Genomic DNA, 18,185 nt, shown 5'->3' with positions numbered 1-18,185 from the left:
GAACGGACGCTGGGAGAGATAAGGGAGGATGATATGAGCGAACAGCTTGTATTCCAGCCAAGTGCGGCTGCGATCGCGCGCACCCATGTGACCGATGCGCAATATGATCAGATGTATGCCAGATCTCTCAGCGATCCTGACGGATTCTGGGGTGAGCAGGCCAAGCGCCTCGATTGGGTGCGCTTTCCCACGAAGGTGAAGAACACCACCTTCCAGTATCCCGACGTCTCCATCAAATGGTTCGAGGACGGCGTGCTCAACGTCGCGGCCAATTGCATTGACCGCCATCTTGCCGAGCATGGCGACGATATCGCCATCATCTGGGAACCCGATGACCCCAACGCGCCGGCCGAGCACATCAGCTACCGCACGCTGCACGAAAAGGTCTGCCGCTGCGCCAACGTGCTGAAGTCGCTGGGCGTGCGCAAGGGCGACCGCGTCACCATCTACCTACCGATGATTCCGCAGGCAGCCTATGCCATGCTGGCCTGTGCCCGCATCGGCGCCGTGCATTCGGTGGTGTTCGGCGGCTTCTCGCCCGACGCCCTGGCCGGCCGCATCAATGACTGCGACTCGGCCGTGGTGATCACCGCCGATGAAGGCCGCCGCGGTGGCAAGACCGTGCCGCTCAAGAAGAATGTCGACAAGGCCCTCGAGGACTGCCCCGGCGTCTCCAAGGTGCTGGTGGTGCACAACACCGGCGCCGATGTGGCCATGAAGGGCAGTCGCGACGTCTGGTGGCACGAGGCCGCAGCCGGCGTCGAGCCGTTCAACGATCCCGAGCCGATGAACGCGGAAGACCCGCTGTTCATCCTCTATACCTCCGGCTCCACCGGCAAGCCGAAGGGCGTGCTGCACACCACGGGCGGCTATCTGCTCTATACCTCGCTCACCCATGAGCTGAGCTTTGACTACAAGCGCGGCGAGATCTTCTGGTGCACGGCCGACGTCGGCTGGGTCACCGGCCACAGCTATATCGTCTATGGCCCGCTGGCCAATGGCGCCACCACGGTGATGTTCGAGGGTATTCCGAGCTATCCCGACGCCAGCCGCTTCTGGCAGGTCGTGGAAAAGCACAAGGTCAACATCTTCCACACCGCCCCGACCGCCATCCGCGCGCTGATGGGCGCGGGCGCGCAATATGTCGAAAAGCACGACATGCCCAGCCTGCGCCTGCTCGGCACGGTGGGCGAGCCGATCAATCCGGAAGCCTGGCTGTGGTACTACAACAAGGTCGGCAAGGGCCGTTGCGGCATTGTCGATGCCTGGTGGCAGACCGAGACGGGCGGCCATATGATCGCGCCGTTCCCCGGCGCCATCCCGACCAAGCCGGGTTCGGCGACCAAGCCCTTCTTCGGCATCAAGCCGGTGGTGCTGTCGCCCGAGGGCAAGGTGCAGGAGGCCACCAAGGCCGAGGGCGTGCTGGCCATCGCCGACAGCTGGCCCAGCCAGGCGCGCACCATCTGGGGTGACCATGGACGCTTCGTCTCGACCTATTTCGAGACCTACAAGGGCTATTACTTCACTGGTGACGGCTGCCGTCGTGACGACGATGGCTACTACTGGATCACTGGTCGCGTCGATGACGTGCTCAATGTCTCCGGCCATCGTCTCGGCACGGCCGAGGTGGAGAGTGCGCTGGTGGCCCATCCAAAGGTGTCCGAGGCCGCTGTCGTCGGCTATCCGCACGACATCAAGGGGCAGGGCATCTATTGCTACGTAACCCTGATGGCGGGCGAAGCCAGCAGCGATGATCTGCGAACCGAGCTCAAGAACTGGGTGCGCAAGGAAATCGGCCCGATTGCCTCGCCGGACCTGATCCAGTGGGCGCCCGGCCTGCCCAAGACCCGGTCGGGCAAGATCATGCGCCGCATCCTGCGCAAGGTGGCCGAAAACGACTTCGGCTCGCTGGGCGACACCTCGACGCTGGCTGATCCCAGCGTGGTGGACGATCTGATCGCCAACCGGCAGAACCGCTAGCGGTCACGCCGGTTCGTCGGACCACTGCATACGTATCGTCGAGGTCGGGCCCATGGTCCGGCCTCGCGGTTTTTTGGGGGGCGCCGTTGCGCTCCACACCGGCGGACTTGCCATGCCCCTCCGATTTTCGCACACAGCGTTTGTGGCTGTTCCGCATGCAGGGGACGTGACGACGCTATGACTATGCTCTCGAGATTGCCCGCCCTGGCCCTGTTGGCCTGCACCTGTCTGCCCGTGGCGGCCGCCCCCTATGTCAGCGGCACGATCCTGCCCGGCCAGCCTGCTGAGGAGCGGGCGGCGCAGCTGGTCGATTTCTATCGGCAGTGGAAGTCGGTCTATTTCAAGCATGGCTGCGGCGAGGGCCAGGCCTATGTCGATGTTGGCGGCGACGGCAAGCCGGTGTTTGGCGGCACCGAGGCGGGCACGGTTACGGTCTCGGAGGCGCATGGCTATGGCATGCTGGCGCTGGTGATGATGGCCGATGTCGATGCCGATGCGCGGGCAGACTTTGACGCCATGCTGGCCTATGCGCAGGCGCATCCAGCCTCGTCTTCGCCGGACTTGATGGCGTGGAACCAGGTCGAGGGCTGCATTGATGCGGGCGTAGATGTTGGTGGCAGTAACGCGGCGACCGATGGCGATCTCGACATCGCCTACGCCCTGCTGCTGGCCGACAAGGTCTGGGGCAGCGATGGCGCCATTGACTACGCGGCGAAAGCCGAGGCGACCATGGCGGCGATCCTGGCCTATGAAGTCGATCCTGTCTCCATGCACCTGGGCATCGGCGACTGGGCGGTGCATCCGGATGAAACCTATTATCGCTACACCACGCGCACGTCCGATTTCATGCTGTCGCATCTGCGCAGCTTTGCCACGGCTACGGGCGAGGCGGCATGGACGGATGTGCTCGAGCGCACCTATGGTTTGATGGCCGAAGTGCAGCAGGGCTTTGCGCCCCAGACTGGCCTGGTCCCCGATTTCATCATGGACCTCGATGGCGCGCCGCGCCCTGCGCCGGCCGAGTTCCTCGAAGGGGAGGGCGACGGGGCCTACAGCTGGAATGCGGCGCGCTATCCCTGGCGCGTGGCACTGGACTATCTGCTGTTTGGTGATGCACGGGCCCAGGCGTCCGTGGCGCCGCTGACGGCCTTCATGCGCCACAGCACGGGCGATGATCCCACGCAGATTGCTGATGGCTACGCGCTCGATGGCACAACCATGCCGGATCCGGGCTTGAACAGCATGGCCTTTGTGGCGCCGCTCGGGGTGGCGGCGATGGTCGATCCAGCCAATCAGAGGTGGCTCGACTCCATCTGGGCCGATACAGTGCAGACACCGATTTCCCAAGAGGACTACTTCGGCAACACGCTCAAACTGCTGTCCATGATTGCCATGAACGGGCGTTGGGAAGTGCCGTAGAAATGGTCACGGGCGGGGACCCCAAGATCCCCGCCCGATCAAAGGCAACGGCACTACGAACCGGAAGGTTGAAAAACGGTCCGTCCTCCAAGTCGCCTAAATATATAGTAGCATTATTGGCAACGATTTCAGCCCCAAAGTGGGGCAAATCAATCACTTTTTTATTTGATGCCATGATTTAGGCTGCTTTGGCCTCACCATCCGACCGCTGCTTCACAAAGAGAACCGCCCGTGATTTCGACCCTGATTCGACCGATTATTGCCCTTATACTGTTTGGTACATCGGTTTACGCCACGGAAAGCACGCCGATCGAGCAGATGGCGGGCCAGATGATCGTGGTGGGCTTTCAGGGCGACGATGCCGGTGATGCCAGCGTCAAGGCGCTGGTCGACGCTCTTGCGGCGGGCGATTTGGGCGGCGTCATGCTGCTCAAGACCAATATCAAGAGCCTGCCGGCTGTGCGCGCGATGAACCAGGCCTTTCGAGCCGCATCGCCCGGGCTGCCGCCCTTTATCACTCTCGATCAGGAGGGGGGCGCGGTAGAGCGGCTGACCAAGGCGGTTGGCTTCACCGAAATACCCAGCGCGGCCGCAATTGCGGCCGATGATTCGCCCCAGCAGGCCGAGGCAATCTACGCCCGCATGGCCGCTGCCATTGCCGATCTGGGATTCACCGTCAATTTCGGGCCGGTCGCCGACGTCAACATCAATCCGAAGAACCCGATCATTGCCAAGTTCGGTCGATCTTTCAGTGCCGATCCGGCGGTGGTCGCGGCCTATGATGCGGCCTTCATCAAGGCGCATCATGCGGCGGGCGTGCTCACCTCCCTCAAGCATTTTCCAGGGCATGGCTCGTCTGCGGCAGACAGCCATGAGGGCTTTGTCGATATCACCGAGACCTGGAAACCCGAGGAGCTGGAGCCCTATCGCCTGCTGATCGCTGCCGGGGACGTGGACATGGTCATGGTTGGCCATCTCTACCATGCCAAATATGCCGATGCCGGAGCGCAGACGCCCTCGTCGCTGTCGCCGCAGTGGATTGACGGCGTGTTGCGCGGGGATCTCAAATATGACGGCGTGGTGATCAGCGACGATCTCGAAATGGGCGCCATTCGCGACCATTTCGATCTCAAGCAGACTGTGACCATGGCGGTGCGCGCTGGGGTGGATGTGCTGCTGTTTTCCAATACGGCGGACTACAGCGCCGGGCTGGGACAGAAGATCCTCGATATCCTGGTGGCCGAATCCAAGGCCGACCCGGCCTTTGCGGCGCGCGTCGCCGAGAGCTATGACCGAATCGTGGCGCTCAAGCGCAGCATTGCGCAATAGCGCAGCTTTCCCCATCTTCTGCGCCGCGCCGGTTCCCTCGCGGGGAAAGCGCAGATAAAGTCCGCATCCACGCAGCAGGAGTCGTTGCTTGATGGCGGATGACCGCGAGGTCCGGCAAGTTCGGGCCATGTTCATTTCAGACGTGCATCTGGGCATGAAGCCCATTCGCGTCGGACAGCTAATCGAGTTCCTTCGGGCGCACGATGCCGAGACGATCTATCTGGTGGGCGACATCCTGGATGGTTGGCGTCTGGCCAAGTCCTGGCACTGGCCGGCTGAATACAACGTGCTGGCCCAGCTGCTGCTGGACAAGGCCAATGCCGGCAGTCGCGTCATCTATCTGCCGGGCAATCACGACGAGTTCCTGCGCGAATATCTGGGCACCTATTTCGGCGAGATCGAGTTCGTCGACCGCACCGTGCACACTACGGCCACCGGCAAGACCTATCTGGTCATCCATGGTGACCAGTTCGACGTGGTGGTGATGAACGCCAAGTGGCTCGCCCATGTGGGCGACTGGGCCTACAATGCGGCGCTTCGCGTCAATATCGCCATCAACTGGGTGCGCCGCCGGCTGGGCCTGCAATATTGGTCGCTGAGTGCCTGGGCCAAGCAGAAGGTCAAGAATGCTGTCTCGGTCATCGGTCGCTTCGAGGAAGCCCTGGTGCACGAGGCCAAGGAGAGCGGCGTGGACGGCGTGATCTGCGGCCATATCCACTTCGCCGCCATGCACGACCGGCTGGGCATCCACTACATCAACACCGGCGACTGGGTGGAAAGCTGCACGGCCATCGTGGAAACGCCCGAGGGCGTGTTCGAGCTGATCCAGTGGACCGAGATGGCCGCGGGTGAGCCGCGCAAGTTCCGCCTGCGCCGCGCCGCCAGCTAGGCGTCAACGAACGGTCATCAGCCCTTCATGGGTTCGACGTGCGACGCGCCCAGAGTGGTGCGCATGTGAACCTATGGTGGTGCCCTGGTGTCCCCAAGCCATATTGCCCTAGCGGCTTCGGTCGCGCCGCGCCGACGCGTACTCATCGTCACCGATGCATGGCGTCCACAGATCAACGGTGTGGTTAGGACGCTCGAGAGCGTGGGGCGCGAGCTCAGCCGCAACGGGCTGGATGTCCACTATCTCACGCCTGAACCGTTCTGGACCCTGCCGGTGCCCAGCTATCCCGAGGTGCGCATTTCCCTCGCGACCCTGGGGTCGGTGGGGCGGCTGATTGCCCAGGCAGACCCCGATCACATCCATATCGCCACCGAAGGGCCACTGGGCCTATTGGCGCGGCAATATTGCCTGGATCGCGGCTTTGCCTTTACCAGCAGCTTCCACACCCGCTTCCCCGAATATGTCGCCATGCGGGTGCCGGTGCCGCAGGAGTGGAGTTATGGCTATTTGCGCTGGTTTCATGGCGCGGCCGCACGCACGCTGGTGCCGACCCCGTCGCTGCGGGCTGACCTGACGGCGCGTGGCTTTGGCCGGCTGGAACTGTGGTCACGTGGCGTCGACGGCGAGCGGTTCCATCCCGGCCCAAAGACCTGTTTTGCCGATCTGCCCGGGCCGCACTTGCTCTATGTCGGCCGTGTCGCTGCCGAAAAGAATGTCGAGGCTTTCCTGGCGCTGCGCGTGCCGGGCAGCAAGATCGTGGTCGGCGACGGACCGGACTGCGCGCGGCTGCAGCGGCTCTATCCCGAGGCGGTGTTCCTGGGCTATCGCCATGGTGACGAGCTGGGCGCGCTGTATCGCAGCGCCGACGTGCTGGTGTTCCCCAGCCGCACCGACACCTTCGGCAATGTCATCACCGAGGCATTGGCCTCAGGCACGCCCGTAGCCGCATTGCCGGTGACCGGGCCGCTCGACGTGCTCAGCGATGCCACTGCCGGCGCCCTGGACATGGACCTCAACCTGGCCGTGCCCCGGGCCCTCAACCTGCGCCGCGAGGATGCCCGGCGGCATGGGGAACGCTTCACCTGGGCCGCCAGCGCAAGGCAGTTGCAAGCCGCGCTTGAGCCCCTGCGGCCCCGGCTGGCAGCCAGCGCCTGAAATAACGTTGCACATATGCCTTGCGTTGCATGGCAACTGGAGTCACCAAGGCTTCCGGGCAAGTGATTTGCCCGGAGTTCAGCATTCATGCCACCGGTTTCCCTGCGCCTGGCTTCTCCCGAGCTGCGCGCATCGCTCTATCAGTTCACCGTCTATCTGCCCGGCGCCGTCGCTTCTGTCTTTCTGGGCATCTGGTTGAGCGAGCATGGCATTCCTGCCGACCAGATTGGCCTCGTCAATTCGGTGCCGGTGCTGGCGCTGCTGCTGCTCAACATGCTGGTGGGGCGGCTGGCTGACCGGGCCAATGACTGGCGGACGGTGATCGTCGCCATCTCTCTCTACGGCGCCGTGGTTCCCTTCACGCTGATCTTTGTCAGCGAGTTCTGGGGCATTCTGCTGGTCTGGACGCTCTGCACCTTCGGCAATGGCTCCATCCCGCCGCTGATTGATGCGGCGACGGTGCGCATGACCCGACGGACCGGCGGGGACTTCGGCCAGATCCGGGTCTGGGCCACGGTGGGTTATGTGGCCGGGGCGGGGGGGATTGGCGTCCTTCTGGGCGTGTTCGGCTCGCAGGCCTTTGTGCCGCTGTTCGTCGCCATGTCGCTGCTGCGTGCCGGGGCGAGCCTGATCCTGCCGCGTTTCCGCGCGCCGGAAACCGAAATGACGCTGGCCAATGCCGTGCCCTCCAGGCTCAAGGATTCGCTCAAGCTGTGGTTCGTGCTGCCGCTGGTCGGCTTTGCCCTGGTCAACGCCAGCAATGCCCTGATCGGGGGCTTCGGCGCCCTGTTGTGGGAGCGCAATGGTGTGCCTGCCTATTTCATCGGTCCGCTGCTGGCAGTGGCCGCCACGGGCGAGGCCGTGGTGATGTTTGCCTGGCGCCGCTTCGGCTCGCGGGTGACGGCGCGCAACATGATCCTGGCGGCCTGCATCGCCTCGTTTGTGCGCTTTACCGTCATGGCCTTCAATCCGCCGGTGGCGGTGTTGTTCTTCACCCAGCTGCTGCATGCCTTCACCTTCGGCATGGGCTATTTCGGCGTGGTGCATTTCGTGGCCAACTGGACCGATGAATCCAATGCCGCCGAGGCGCAGGGCTTTGCCAATATGCTTATTCAAGCGTGTTCGTTCGGCCTGCTCACCGTGTTTGGCCTGCTGGTGGTGCACTTTGGGGCCGCGTCCTATTTCGCGTCTTCCGTGCTGGCGGTGGTGGGGGCAGGCTGCGTGATCCTGTCGCTGCGCATTCGTGCGCCCAAGGATGCCCGTTGACGCGCCATGGCAAAGCGATAACGTCAGGCCTGCATTGCCGCATTGCTGATTGACCGCCGCCCCGTCCGGGCGGCTCCAACCCCGAGTAGTTCCATGTCGTTGCCAAGGCCAGTTGCGCGCCTGACGCCTGAAGCGCGCACGACGGCCTTTTACTTCACCTATTTCATGGGGCCGGGCGCCGCGGTGGTGTTCCTGCCCATCTGGCTGAGCGAAAAGGGCATCAGCACCGAGCAGATCGGGCTGATCAATGCCGTCCCCGTGCTGGTGATCCTGATGCTCAACCTGGTCGTGGGGCGGCTGGCCGACAAGGCCAGCGACTGGCGGCAGGTGATTGTCATCGGTGCACTGATCGCCGGCATCGTCCCGATCGGGCTGTTCTTCGTCAACGAGTTCTGGGGCATCCTGCTGTTCTGGACGCTGTGCAGTCTGCCCGGCGGCGCCATCGGGCCGGTGCTCGATGCCGCCACCATGCGCATGACGCGCCGCAATGGCAGCGATTTCGGCACCATCCGGGCCTGGGGCACGGTGGGCTACATGCTGTTCAACGCGCTCACCGGGTTCCTGGTGGTCTGGTATGGCTCGGTGATCTTTGTGCCGCTGTTCGTCGGCCTGGCGCTGCTGCGTGCCGCGGTGTCGCTGCAGCTGCCCGCTTTTCGGGCCCCGCCCGGCCAACCGACGGTGGCCGCGGTGCAACCGGCGGCCGGCAAGCTGCTCGAGATCATCGTCCGCCCGTGGTTCTTCCTGCCATTGGTGGGCTTTGCCATGGTGTTCGGCACCCATATTTTCCTCAATGGCTTCGGGGCGCTGCTGTGGAAGGCCCAGGGCATTCCGGAGAACATCATCGGTCCCCTGATCGCTTTGGGCTCGGCGTCGGAAGCGGCGATGATGTTCATCTGGCGCCGCTTCGGCGGCCGGGTCTCGGCGCGCTATATGATCCTGCTGTCCGCCGTGGTGTCGGTGCTGCGCTGGGTGGCCATGGCCTTTGCGCCGCCGGTGCCGGTGCTGGTCTTGCTGCAGCTCACCCATGGCATCACCTTTGCCATTGGCTATCTGGGCTGCGTGCATTTCATCGCCAACTGGACGAGCGAGGACATTGCGGCCGAGACGCAGAGCCTGTTCACCGTGGCGCAGCAGGTGATGTCGGTGGTGGCGCTGATCGCCTTTGGCTGGCTGATCGGCCTGTTCGGCAACTATGCCTATTTCTTTGCCGCCCTTGCCGCGCTGTTGGGCGGGCTGTGCATCTGGGCCTCGCTGCAGATGATGCAGCCAAAGGAGGCGGGCGCTACGCCAGCGCAGCCATGAGCGACCTGCTGGGGCGCCTGCCGGCGCATTTCCGGGCCATGCTCTACAACGGTTCTGCCATTCCCGATGGCGACCACGACCTCGGCCAAGGTGCCAACTGCCAGCGCTATGCCTATGCCGTGCTGGCCCATTTCGGTCGGGCGCTGCCGCCGTTCCGTTTGAGCGAGCTCTGGGCGGATTGCGTCCATACCGAGCTGGTGACGATGCTGGAGCCGCTGGAACTGCTGCTGTTTGCCGATACGCCGGAACCCTATGGCGCCCACATCGCTGTCTATGCAGGCGATGGCGCGGCGCTGCATCTATGCCAGAGCGCTGGCGTGCCGCAGGTCTGGCCGCTCGAGCGGTTCCTGGCCCAGCAGCGCTATGCCTGCCTGCTGGGTGCCAAGCGGGTGCGCGCCAAGCCGGCGGTCTAGAGCTGCCGCGCGAAGGTGAGATGGATTGTCCCGCTCTCGGCGGTTTCGCTTCTCACGCTGTAGCCGGCTTCGAGACCCCGCAGTTCGTCCCACAGGCGAATGCCCTGACCGAGCAGGATGGGGGTGATGGCCACGTGCAGTCGGTCGACCAGTCCTGCCTTGAGGTATTCCCGCACCAGCGTCGGGCCGCCGCCGATGCGCACGTCTTTGTCGCCCGCTGCTGCCCGGGCTTCGGCCAGCGCGGCTTCGGGCGTGGTGTTGCGGAAATGGAAGGTCGTGCCGCCAGCCATCGACAGGTCGGCCCGCGGCGTGTGCGTCATCACAAAGACCGGGCAATGAAAGGGCGGCTCGTCGCCCCACCAGCCGGCCCAGTTCGGATCATCCGGAAAATTGTGCAGGCCGAACATGCCAGCGCCCATGATCTCGGCACCGATGTTCTCGAAATAGGCCTGTGCATAGGCCTCGTCCATGCCCGTGGTGCCGGCGCCCGTCTGGTCGTGAAACACGCGCTGGCGAAAGGTCCGTGTGGCCACATAGGCGGCCGTGAGCCGCCCCCAGTCCTCGCCGAAGGGCTTTTCCGGCGTCTGGTCAGTGGTGGTGGCAAAGCCATCCAGGGAGATCATCAGGTCGACACGAACAGCCATGGCAGGACTCCAAATGCTAAGGTGATTGCCTTTGTATTTTTGATCAAACACAAAGGCAAGTACCTAAATGTTGTTGACCTGACGGGCGCGACGGGCTAGCAGAAAGTCATGCCCTACCATGACAATCCACTCGATCTGGCCTTTCACGCCCTCAGCGATCCGACGCGGCGGGCGGTGGTGTCCCGCCTTGTCGATGGCGAGCTGTCGGTCTCGGCCCTGGCCGAGCCCTTCGACATGGCCCTGCCGTCCTTTTTCCAGCATCTCAAGGTGCTCGAAGACTGTGGGCTGATCGCCACAGAAAAGCGCGGGCGCAGCCGCTGGTGCCGGCTGCAATCATCGCGCTTCGATGAAGCCGCCGATTGGATGCAGGCGGAGCGCCGCCGCTGGTCCCAGCGCATTGACCGGCTCGAAGACTATCTCGATTCAATCCCCGAAAGTGACCCGGACCATGGCAAGCCTGTTTGATACCTGGTCGCTTGACCGCGAAATCGTGCTGGTCAAGCTGCTGCACCACCGGCGCGAGAAGGTCTTTGCTGCCTGGATGGACCCCAAGGCCCTGGCGCAATGGTATGGGCCAGATGGTCTCAGCATCGAGAGCCACGAGGCCGATATTCGCGAGGGCGGCTTCTGGCGCTTCGATATGGTGGGCTTCTTTGAGGGACGCGAGCAGCGTTTTCCCAATCTGATGCGCTTCCTCGAGATCGTACCCAATGAGCGCATTGTCATCGACTATGGCTCGGGTGCGCCCGAGGACCCGGATCGCTTCCGCGTCACCGTCACCTTCGATGAGCAGTCCGACGGCAAGACCGTGCTGACCATGCGCCAACTCCACCCCAGCCGCGAACGTCGCCAGGTCGTCATCGGCTTTGGTGCCGTGGAATATGGCCTGCAGACGCTGGATGGACTGGCTGCCTTTCTGGATGGTTGAGGGCAGGGACGCCGTATTCGTCGTCAGCACCGCCGCGCCCGATCTCCCCGAGGTGCTGGCACTTGATCTGTTGTGCCTGCGCGCGGCCGATGGAGAGGCGCTGGATGTCGGTCAGCATCGCCAGCGGCTGGAGCAGGCGCTGGCCCAGTCGCAATGGGTGGTCGTCCGGCGGGATTGGGTCCTGGTGGCCTATGGCTATCTTTGGCCGCTTGAAGACGGTAGCTGGTTTGTCGGTGGACTGCTCGTTCATCCGCAATACCGCACCGCGCCCACAATAGAGCGGTTGTCGCTGGGTCTTGCCGAGCTGATCGAGCAGCACGCCATTGGCGCCATCAAAAGCCATGTCCTGCATACCAATCAGGCCTCGCTGCGCCTGCATCGACGTCTGGGTTTTGTTGTCGAGAAGTCCAACGAACTGGCCGTCGCGTTGATTGGGGAGGGCGCCACCGTGCGCTCACGCCTCGGTCTGGGCGGATGACTGGACCGGCCTAGGCGCGTTCCGATCAACTCCGCATGCGGTGGCTTTTCCGAATCAAGCCGTGCTGACACAGAATCCTCGGGAGATGAGGAGGAATCCATGCGTGGAGCGGGTTTGGGTGTGGTCGTTGCCCTGGCAATGAGCAGTGCTGTCGTCGCGCAGAATGCCGCGACTTTTGCCGGGTCGTGGCGGGTCAGCAGCGGCGGCATGGCCGGGGATTGTGATGTCGAGCTCAGTGGTGGCAACGGGCTTTTTGGCCTGGGCGCATCGAGCCGGATGTGCATGGGGCAGCTTGGTTTTCTCAACGGCTGGCGCGCCGAGGCCAATGGTGTCTCGCTCCTGGGGCTGAGCGGCGAAGTGATCGGCACGCTCAGTGTCAGCGGTAGCGTGCTCAAGGGGCAGATGGCCGATGGCGCCGTTGTCACCCTGACACCCACCAGCGGCCAGACCCTGGCATCGGGGCAGTCAGGCGGCGGCTGCATCCACAATCCAGACCATGGCTATTGCGCCGATCCCGGCGAGATTGCCGTTCCCACGGCTTTTCCGGTGACCGTCAAGGCGCTGCATCCCCTGGCCATCCGCAAGGAGCCGACGGCGCAGAGCCAGAGCCTTGGCACCATTGCCGACGGCCAGTGCTTCATCGTCGAGGGCTGCAAGGAAACCAGGGAAGGCGTCAAATGCCTGATCCCGGACGGTACGGGCATTCCCTCGGGCTGGGCCTCCAAGCATTTCCAGCAGGACGGCACCTGGTTCGTCGGCTTCCAGAACTTCTGCTAGCGGCACCGCTGTCGTGCCTTGATCGGGTCGGTGACAGCATAATGCCGAAACAAAAAAGGCCCCGGTTTCCCGGGGCCTTCTTCTTGTTGGATATGCCGCCTTAGCTCAACCGACCGCTGGCATGGGCCAGCATGGTATAGACCTTGCCGCGGTCGCTCAGCAGATGCTCGCGGGTTTCCGCCGCAGGGCGGGGGCCGGCGGCAGCGCGCTTCAGCAGCTGCTCGAACTCGCTCATATAGGCATTGGCGGTACGGGCGAACTCGGTGTCGCGCTGCAGCTTCTTGCGCACGTCGTCATAGGTGCCCTGGCCGGCCAGGGTGTAGATGCGGCGCGAGAACACGTTGGATTCCCCGGACTGGTAGCGCGCCCAGGCGTCAGACATGGCAGCGTCGTCGATCGAGTGGGCGATCTCTTCGGTGAGGCCCGAGAGACCCTGCTGCACCTGCTGGGCGCTCTGCTGCTTGGCCGTGGCATTGCGCAGCACGTCACGCAGCCAGCCGGCGCCTTCACCCTGGGCAGCCATTTCGGCTTCGGGCTCGGGCTGGCGCGCCGGCTCAGGCTGGCGGGCCTGTTCCACCGGACGAGTGGGCTCGGCCTGGCGGCGGGGCTGCTCGATGGTCCGGACCGGTTCGGGCGCGCGTTCCACCGTGCGGATCGGGTCCACAAGGGTCTGGCGCGCCGGCTCGGGACGGTAGGTGTCTCGAGCGGGTTCGGGCTGACGCGGCGGCTGATAGGCCGGCGGCTCGTTGCGCGGTTCCGGGCGGCTTTCCTGGCGCGCTTCCAGGCGCGGGGCAGGGCGGGCCGGGCGGCGATCATTGAGATCGAGCGTCGCGGGCTGGTTGCGCACGATGGCGTTGAGCTCGCTGAGCGCTTCGATCTGCTCGGCGACAACGCGACGCATGGCGGCAGCGCTGGCACGGGTTTCCTCGGGCAGTTCGTTGACGCCGCGGGCCAGTTCGGCGCGCGTGGCTTCCAGTTCGCTGCCGACCTCGCGGGCGGTTTCGCGCATGGCCTGGGCCGTGTCGTTGAAGCGCTGGGTGGCTTCTTCCATGGCGCGGCGCATCTCGGCCATCATCTGCTGCTGCGCCTGCTGCAGCGCAGCATTGGCGCGGCGGCCCTCGGCGTCGGCGGCCCCGCGGAACTCGCCCAGGCTTTCGGTGACATGGCTTGCCGTCTCGTCCAGCGTCTGGCGGAACTGGCCGGTGTTGTTGGCAATGGCATTGCGCACCGATGCCGTGCTGTCGGTGATGGTGTCAGCCAGCGTGCTGGTGGTGGTGTTGAGCACGTCGGTGACGCTGCCGGCGGTCGAAGCGAGCACATCGCTGACGCGGTTGGCATTGTCCTCGAGCGCGCTGTTGACCTGGCTCGACTGCTCGTTGAGGGCAGTGCGCACGGCATTGCTGGTCTGGTTGAGCGCGGCGGCGGCAGCTTCTGCCGCGCGCTGGACGATATTGTCCATCTGGGCCGTGCTGCTGGAGAGGCTCGCAGTGAAGCGCTCGTTGTTGCGGTAGAGCGCATCGTTGACGCTGGTGGTCGACTTCTCGATGGCTTCCGAGATCGTGCCGGTGGTCTGCTCGAGCGTCTGCACCACCGTGCCGGTGGTGGCCGTCAGGGCCTCGTCCATGGCGCGGCGAGCACCGATCAGGCGGCGTTCGGTATCGTTGACCGTGTCGGCAATCGACTGGGCGAACATGCGCATGCGACCGTCGATATCGTCGGCACGAGAGGCAAAGCTCTGTGCCAGCGCATCCATGGCGCCGCGGCGATCTTCCAGGGTTTCAAGCGCATTGTCGCTGCTCAGCGTCAGGGCCGTGGAGGCCTGAGCCATATGAGCGGCCTCTGCGTCGAGCTTGCCCAGCACCGAGGAGAACTCCGCGACCATGGTCCGGATGGTTTCCTGCAGCGCGCCGACATGGCGCGTGACCATGGTGCCGGCTTCCTCGGTGTGGCCGATGGCCTCGCGAATGGTGTTGGAATAGGTGGCCGTCTGCTGGGCGACGCTGGTTTCCAGGTTCGCCAGATTGGCGGTCGAGGCGTCCAGAACGCGCTGCAGCAGCAGGTTGGAGTCGTTGAGCTTGCCCAGCGCCGCGGTGACGTCGTTGAGAATGCGCGACGTCGACACGGCCATGATGGCCTCGGCTTCCTTGGCATTTTCGCCCAGCGCATCGCGCAGGATATTGCCGTGGTTGCTGAGTGAGGTCTGCAGCTGCGCCGAGCGCTCGTTGACCAGGGCCGCGAACTCGCTGGTGCGCTGTTCGAGCGAGGTGTTCATGCTCGACAGGCGGGTTTCGATCTGGTCGACAGCGCCCACAGCCTTGATGGAGAGCAGCTGGTCGATGTCGGCAGCGGCCACGCGAATCTGCTCGAGCGCGGTGCGCACGGTCGAATCCATGCGGTTTGCGGTCTCGCTGACATCGCTGGCGATGTGCTGGGTCGCCGCGGTGATGCGCGTGGCGATGGTTTCCTCAATGCGGTCGGCGCCAGCCTCCAGATCCGTCATGGACTGTGTGATGGAGGTGTTGATCGAGGCATTGAGGGCTGCCAGGCGGTCGGCCGTGATGTCGGCGCGGGCGGTGATGGCCTCGGGCAGGGTGCCCAGGCGCTGGTCGACCATTTCGGTGATCGCCTTGCGGGCCGAGTTCACCCCGGTCTCGATCAGTTCGGCCGCCTTGCGTGCGCTTTCGCTCACGGTGGTGCTGGCCGAGTCGATGCGGGCGCTCACGCCGCTCTCGGCGTCGGTGATGCGCTTGATGGCGCTGTCCAGGCCTTCGCCCAGATTGGTGTTCACCTCGGCGACCTTGCTGGCGATCATGTCGGACATCGAGGCGACACGCTCGTTCATGGTGTCCGAGACATTGCGCAGCGAGGTGTCGATCTTGTCGCGGGCCTCGTCGCCATGCTGCACGATGGCCTCGGTCAGCTCGGTGGTGCGCAGGCCGATGGTTTCGCTGATCGAATGGGTGTGGTTGGCCAGCGTGTCGCTGAGGGCCTGGGTGCGGTTGCCCAGTGCCTCGGACAGCTGCTGGGTCCGCGTGCCCACAGTCTGCGCCAGTTGCTGCGTGCCGGTGTCGAGGGCTGCGCGCAGCGCCTGGCCCTTGGCATCGAGCTCGGTGGTGAGGGCGGAGCTGCTGTCGCCGATCTGCTGCACCAGGGTTTCGGTGCGCTCGTCGAGCTGGCTGGCCAGCGTGCCCGTGCGGGCGTCGATTTCCAGCGTCAGCGCGGCGGTCTTTTCGGACAGCGTGTCGGCCAGGCGCTGGGTGCGGCCGGCAATGGCCTGATCGAAGGCGCTGGTCGACTGGGTCAGCGTCTCGCCCAGTTCCTGGCTGCGCAGGCGGATGGCCTCGTTCATGTCGCGGCCGCGATTGGCCAGGGCTTCGTCCAGCTCGCTAGCACGGCCGTGGATCGTTTCGTCCAGCGCCGTGCTGCGGGTGACGAGCACCTCGTCAATGGCTTTGACCCGGGTGTCAAAGGTCTGGTCGAGCGCCTGGGCATGGCCGCTCAGCTTTTCGTCCAGCACGCGCGTGCGGCTGTCGAGGGCGTCGGCAATGACGCCGGCATGGCCTTCAAGCGTTTCGCTGATCTCGCGGCTGCGGTGTTCCAGGCCCTCGGTGATGGCCTTGGTGCGAGCACCAAGCACTTCGCTGAGCTCGCGGGTGCGTTCGCCGACGATGTCGTTGAAGCGACCGGATTCTTCGTTCAGCGCCATTTCGAGCACATTGGCCCGGGCAGCAAAATTGGTGCCCTGGGCTTCGAGGCGCGCGATCAGGCTGTCGCCCTTGTCGCCGACCACGCCGTCCAGCGCATGCAGCCGCTCGTCGAGGATGCTGGCGATTTCGGTGAGACGGGTGTCGAACTGGGTCAGCGAGTCCTGGCCGGCGCTGGCCAGGGTCAGGCGGGCGCGTTCGGAGGTGTCGTCCAGCGCGCCATTGATTTCGATGACGGCCGACTGCAAACGGCTGTCCATGGCGTTGAGCTGGATGGCCACCGATTCATCGAGCTGGCGGGTGAGGGCGCTCAGCATGATCTCGGCCTCGCGCGAGCGGCTGCTGATGTCCTCGGCAATGCGCTGGCCGATGATGTCGAGGCCGCCGGTGACTTCGTGGCCACGGTCGCGCAGCTGGTCGAGCAGGGCGTCGCCGCCCGAGGTCAGCAGGTTGGACAGCGAAGCGGTGCGCTCGTCAAAGGTCGTGGTGAAGCGGTCTGTGCCGGTCTCGATCAGGCCGGCGATCTGGTTGGTGCGGTCTTCGAAGGACACGGCGAAATTGGCGGTGCGCTCCTCGATGGCACGGGCGCGCTGGTCGATGGCGTCGCCAATCTGGGCAGCGCGGCCGTCGAGCGCCTCGGCGAGCGCATTGATGCGCGTGTCGACGCCGCTGTTGAGGGCTTCGGCGCGCTCATCAAGCGTGCGGGCCATATTGGCGGTCTGGTCCTCGAAGGTCAGCGACAGGCGGTTGGCGCTGTCGTCCAGGGCGGTCACGAAGTCGGTGGTGCGGTTGTCGAACAGGGAGACAAAGTTCTCGGTCCGCTCGCCAAAGGCATTGGTCAGCGTGTTGCCGGCCGTTTCCAGCGCCTGGGTCAGGTTGCCGCCGCTTTCAACGATCGTGCCGGCGATGCGCTGGCTGATCATGTCGAGGTCGAACACCAGGCCCGTGTGGCTCTCGGTGATGGCTTCGCGCACCCGATCGGTATTGGTCAGCACGCTTTCGCGCTGGCTGGCCAGTTCGGCGATCAGGGCGCGCATGCGCGATTCATTGTCCGAATAGGTGCGCTCGAGCGCCGTCACCTCGTTGTGGATCATCACTTCGAGCTCGCCGGCGCGGCTGAGGGCCCGTTCCAGGCCATCGCCCAGGGCATTGACCTCGCGGCGCACGGCCTGGCCCACCGAGGCGACCTTGTCAGCGGCGGTGACTTCGGGCTCGGCGAGGCGGATGGCAGCCTGGGTGATGGAGGAGGCGGCGTTGCGCAAATCCTGGGCGCGGCGGAACAGCGTCGCCACGGCAAAAAAGCCCAGGACCGGCAGGAACATGATGGCGATGACGCCAATGAAGTCGAGCGTGCCCATGAAGCTGCCGAAATTGGCGAACTGCGGGCCATAGCGCAGCCAGGCGCCCACGCCCGATACGGCGAGCCAGATCACCGACAGCAGCAGTGCCGTCCAGGTGGGGGCAGACGACGAGCGGGTCTGCAGGCCGTAGAGCAATTTGGAGGTGGGGAAGCGATCGTCATTGGCCACGGCGCTGGCCTGCTGGGCGATCTTGTCCGCTGCGCGCAGGCGTTCGCTGCGGCCGGGATCGGCAGGCTTGCGCTCGGCGGGCTGTGCCGGGGCACTATCCAGGCTGAACACGGAGTCCTTGAGGGCGTCTTCGACGGCCGAAAAGGCCAGAGCTGCAGGATCGTTGGTGGGGGTCGTGTTCTTCGCCATACTCTTTACAACTCTCGCGTCGGCTCGGCAGCGACAAGGCGGATTTCAGGAGTTGTTGTGCCATTGCACCCGTTTCCGGGCCCATGGCCAATTGGAGACAATTCGATACAAATGTGCCGCATCATCCCCCCACCGTCGCCGCCGCTCGCTGGTTCAAACCGCATTAATACATTCAATTTGAAC

The 18,185-nt window shown here is 64.6% G+C and carries 14 protein-coding genes; 12 read left to right on the top strand and 2 right to left on the bottom strand.

Annotation, left to right across the window (positions count from 1 at the left end):
* The first annotated feature begins 33 nt into the window (after window positions 1-33).
* The 8 genes from acs (at window position 34) to K1177_RS08795 (ending at window position 9,753) form a co-directional block, all read left to right on the top strand.
* A complete protein-coding gene (gene acs, locus K1177_RS08830) occupies window positions 34-1,980 on the top strand; it encodes an acetate--CoA ligase (RefSeq protein ID WP_224702921.1) in 1,947 nt (648 codons plus the stop codon).
* Between the two features lie 177 nt (window positions 1,981-2,157).
* A complete protein-coding gene (locus K1177_RS08825; protein WP_224702920.1) occupies window positions 2,158-3,399 on the top strand; it encodes a glycosyl hydrolase family 8 in 1,242 nt (413 codons plus the stop codon).
* A gap of 231 nt (window positions 3,400-3,630) precedes the next feature.
* Complete coding sequence (locus tag K1177_RS08820; protein WP_224702919.1) at window positions 3,631-4,728, top strand: glycoside hydrolase family 3 N-terminal domain-containing protein; 1,098 nt, start codon at window positions 3,631-3,633, stop codon at window positions 4,726-4,728.
* A gap of 91 nt (window positions 4,729-4,819) precedes the next feature.
* A complete protein-coding gene (locus tag K1177_RS08815) occupies window positions 4,820-5,617 on the top strand; it encodes a UDP-2,3-diacylglucosamine diphosphatase (protein ID WP_224702918.1) in 798 nt (265 codons plus the stop codon).
* A gap of 87 nt (window positions 5,618-5,704) precedes the next feature.
* A complete protein-coding gene (locus K1177_RS08810; RefSeq protein WP_224702917.1) occupies window positions 5,705-6,772 on the top strand; it encodes a glycosyltransferase family 4 protein in 1,068 nt (355 codons plus the stop codon).
* Window positions 6,773-6,859: 87 nt separating this feature from the next.
* Window positions 6,860-8,038 carry an MFS transporter gene (locus K1177_RS08805; protein ID WP_224702915.1) on the top strand — a complete coding sequence of 393 codons (1,179 nt, stop codon included), beginning with the start codon at window positions 6,860-6,862 and terminating at the stop codon, window positions 8,036-8,038.
* A gap of 93 nt (window positions 8,039-8,131) precedes the next feature.
* Window positions 8,132-9,340: an MFS transporter gene (locus K1177_RS08800; protein ID WP_224702914.1), complete on the top strand. Its 1,209-nt coding sequence runs from the start codon at window positions 8,132-8,134 to the stop codon at window positions 9,338-9,340.
* Window positions 9,337-9,753, top strand: a complete 417-nt coding sequence (locus K1177_RS08795) for a hypothetical protein (protein ID WP_224702913.1) — start codon at window positions 9,337-9,339, stop codon at window positions 9,751-9,753. The genes K1177_RS08800 and K1177_RS08795 overlap by 4 nt, the downstream gene beginning before the upstream one ends.
* Here the strand turns inward: K1177_RS08795 and K1177_RS08790 are convergent.
* Entirely contained in the window at window positions 9,750-10,397 is a 648-nt protein-coding gene (locus K1177_RS08790) for a dihydrofolate reductase family protein (protein ID WP_224702912.1), read from the bottom strand. The genes K1177_RS08795 and K1177_RS08790 overlap by 4 nt on opposite strands.
* Before the next feature lie 108 nt (window positions 10,398-10,505).
* Between K1177_RS08790 and K1177_RS08785 the strand changes: the two genes are divergently transcribed.
* The 4 genes from K1177_RS08785 to K1177_RS08770 all read left to right on the top strand — a co-directional run bounded on the left by K1177_RS08785 (window position 10,506) and on the right by K1177_RS08770 (window position 12,580).
* On the top strand, window positions 10,506-10,862 hold the full coding sequence (locus tag K1177_RS08785; RefSeq protein ID WP_224702911.1) for an ArsR/SmtB family transcription factor: 357 nt from the start codon (window positions 10,506-10,508) through the stop codon (window positions 10,860-10,862).
* Window positions 10,846-11,325: an SRPBCC family protein gene (locus K1177_RS08780; RefSeq protein ID WP_224702910.1), complete on the top strand. Its 480-nt coding sequence runs from the start codon at window positions 10,846-10,848 to the stop codon at window positions 11,323-11,325. Before K1177_RS08785 ends, K1177_RS08780 begins: the two co-directional genes overlap by 17 nt.
* Complete coding sequence (locus K1177_RS08775) at window positions 11,297-11,803, top strand: GNAT family N-acetyltransferase (RefSeq protein ID WP_224702908.1); 507 nt, start codon at window positions 11,297-11,299, stop codon at window positions 11,801-11,803. The genes K1177_RS08780 and K1177_RS08775 overlap by 29 nt, the downstream gene beginning before the upstream one ends.
* Before the next feature lie 99 nt (window positions 11,804-11,902).
* Complete coding sequence (locus tag K1177_RS08770; RefSeq protein ID WP_224702907.1) at window positions 11,903-12,580, top strand: hypothetical protein; 678 nt, start codon at window positions 11,903-11,905, stop codon at window positions 12,578-12,580.
* 100 nt (window positions 12,581-12,680) lie between these two features.
* On the opposite strand, the gene K1177_RS08765 is transcribed toward K1177_RS08770, so the two are convergent.
* Window positions 12,681-18,002 (bottom strand): apolipoprotein A-IV repeat region-like domain-containing protein, encoded by a 5,322-nt coding sequence (locus tag K1177_RS08765; protein ID WP_224702905.1) that lies wholly within the window; start codon window positions 18,000-18,002, stop codon window positions 12,681-12,683.
* Between the last annotated feature and the right edge of the window lie 183 nt (window positions 18,003-18,185).

Origin of the sequence: Devosia aquimaris (assembly GCF_020169335.1) — a bacterium.
In the GTDB taxonomy this organism is placed as follows: Bacteria; Pseudomonadota; Alphaproteobacteria; order Rhizobiales; family Devosiaceae; genus Devosia; species Devosia aquimaris.
This window is presented reverse-complemented; position numbering and strand designations above follow the sequence as displayed.